Genomic DNA, 2,620 nt, shown 5'->3' on the forward strand with positions numbered 1-2,620 from the left:
CCCGCCGTGTGTCTCCCATGATTCAACTTGTCAGTATTCGGAGTTTGCATCGGGTTGGTAAGCCGGGATGGCCCCCTAGCCGAAACAGTGCTCTACCCCCAACAGTCATTCATGAGGCGCTACCTAAATAGCTTTCGGGGAGAACCAGCTATCTCCCGGTTTGATTGGCCTTTCACCCCCAGCCACAGGTCATCCGCTAATTTTTCAACATTAGTCGGTTCGGTCCTCCAGTTAGTGTTAACCAACCTTCAACCTGCCCATGGCTAGATCACCGGGTTTCGGGTCTATACCCTGCAACTTAACGCACAGTTAATACTCGGTTTCCCTTCGGCTCCCCTATTCGGTTAACCTCGCTACAGAATATAAGTCGCTGACCCATTATACAAAAGGTACGCAGTCACTATTACCCAACGGTAACAGCTCCCACTGATTGTACGTACACGGTTTCAGGGTCTATTTCACTCCCCTCCCGGGGTTCTTTTCGCCTTTCCCTCACGGTACTGGTTCACTATCGGTCAATCAGGAGTATTTAGCCTTGGAGGATGGTCCCCCCTTCTTCAGACAGGATATCACGTGTCCCGCCCTACTCTATAAGCTTCCACATAACGCACCTTCGTGTACGGGACTTTCACCCTCTATCGTGCGACTTTCCAGACGCTTCCACTAATACTTTATGCTACCCGCTTGGGCTACTCCCCTTTCGCTCGCCGCTACTTAGGGAATCTCGGTTGATTTCTTTTCCTCGGGGTACTTAGATGTTTCAGTTCTCCCGGTTCGCCTCATCTAACTATGGATTCATTAGATGATAGTGTAGTTACCCACACTGGGTTTCCCCATTCGGACATCGACGGCTATTACGCTTTTTATCAGCTTACCGTCGCTTTTCGCAGATTAACACGTCCTTCTTCGCCTCTGATTGCCTAGGCATCCACCGTGTACGCTTAATTTCTTAACCTTACAACTCACAGTTGTCTTGGTTTAAATTACGCTTTCTTCTCTTTCTTACTTATTCTATTTTTATTTATAGATTGTTCAATCAAAGTTCAATAAACTTTAACTAAACCTATAATTAAAAGTCTTTCGTAAAAACGAGAACTCGTTTCTTTCAGCTTGTTCCTAATTGTTAAAGAGCTTTATCTTTTTATTCACTTAACCACTAAATCAAGTAAATACAAACATAATTTTTTAGAAAAATAATTTCATCACATTTTATGGCGTCCCCTAGGGGATTCGAACCCCTGTTACCGCCGTGAAAGGGCGATGTCCTAGGCCTCTAGACGAAGGGGACTTAATTACTTCTCTTCTAAACAAACAATTTGTGTGAACACTTACGAGCACTTCGTAAGGAGGTGATCCAACCGCAGGTTCCCCTACGGTTACCTTGTTACGACTTCACCCCAGTCATGAACCACACCGTGGTAAACGCCCTCCCGAAGGTTAAGCTATCTACTTCTGGTGCAACCCACTCCCATGGTGTGACGGGCGGTGTGTACAAGGCCCGGGAACGTATTCACCGTGACATTCTGATTCACGATTACTAGCGATTCCGACTTCATGGAGTCGAGTTGCAGACTCCAATCCGGACTTAGACGTACTTTGTGAGGTCCGCTTACTCTCGCGAGGTCGCCTCCCTTTGTATACGCCATTGTAGCACGTGTGTAGCCCTGGTCGTAAGGGCCATGATGACTTGACGTCGTCCCCACCTTCCTCCGCTTTATCAACGGCAGTCTCCTTTGAGTTCCCGACCTAATCGATGGCAACAAAGGATAAGGGTTGCGCTCGTTGCGGGACTTAACCCAACATTTCACAACACGAGCTGACGACAGCCATGCAGCACCTGTCTCACAGTTCCCGAAGGCACTCTCGTATCTCTACAAGATTCTGTGGATGTCAAGACCAGGTAAGGTTCTTCGCGTTGCATCGAATTAAACCACATGCTCCACCGCTTGTGCGGGCCCCCGTCAATTCATTTGAGTTTTAACCTTGCGGCCGTACTCCCCAGGCGGTCGATTTATCGCGTTAGCTTCGGAGCCCATCACTCTAGGCAACAAACTCCAAATCGACATCGTTTACAGCGTGGACTACCAGGGTATCTAATCCTGTTTGCTCCCCACGCTTTCGCATCTCAGCGTCAGTATCTGTCCAGAAGGCCGCCTTCGCCACCGGTATTCCTCCACATCTCTACGCATTTCACCGCTACACGTGGAATTCTACCTTCCTCTACAATACTCTAGTTAACCAGTTTTAAGTGCAATTCCTAGGTTGAGCCCAGGGCTTTCACACCTAACTTAATTATCCGCCTACATGCCCTTTACGCCCAGTCATTCCGATTAACGCTCGCACCCTCCGTATTACCGCGGCTGCTGGCACGGAGTTAGCCGGTGCTTCTTCTGTGATTAACGTCAATTAATAAACCTATTAGATTCATCACCTTCCTCATCACCGAAAGTACTTTACAACCCGAAGGCCTTCTTCATACACGCGGCATGGCTGCATCAGGGTTCCCCCCATTGTGCAATATTCCCCACTGCTGCCTCCCGTAGGAGTCTGGACCGTGTCTCAGTTCCAGTGTGGCTGGTCATCCTCTCAGACCAGCTAGAGATCGTCGCCTTGGTGAGCC

The 2,620-nt window shown here is 48.6% G+C and carries 1 tRNA gene and 2 rRNA genes; all 3 read right to left on the reverse strand.

What is annotated here, in order from left to right:
* A 23S ribosomal RNA gene (locus tag A9G37_RS00495) occupies positions 1-955 on the reverse strand; the annotation flags it as partial.
* A 257-nt stretch (positions 956-1,212) separates the two neighbouring features.
* Positions 1,213-1,288, reverse strand: a tRNA-Glu gene (locus A9G37_RS00500).
* Positions 1,289-1,342: 54 nt separating this feature from the next.
* A 16S ribosomal RNA gene (locus tag A9G37_RS00505) occupies positions 1,343-2,620 on the reverse strand; the annotation flags it as partial.

Origin of the sequence: Gilliamella sp. GillExp13, assembly GCF_001690815.1 — a bacterium.
GTDB classification, from domain to species: domain Bacteria; phylum Pseudomonadota; class Gammaproteobacteria; order Enterobacterales; family Orbaceae; genus Gilliamella; species Gilliamella bombi.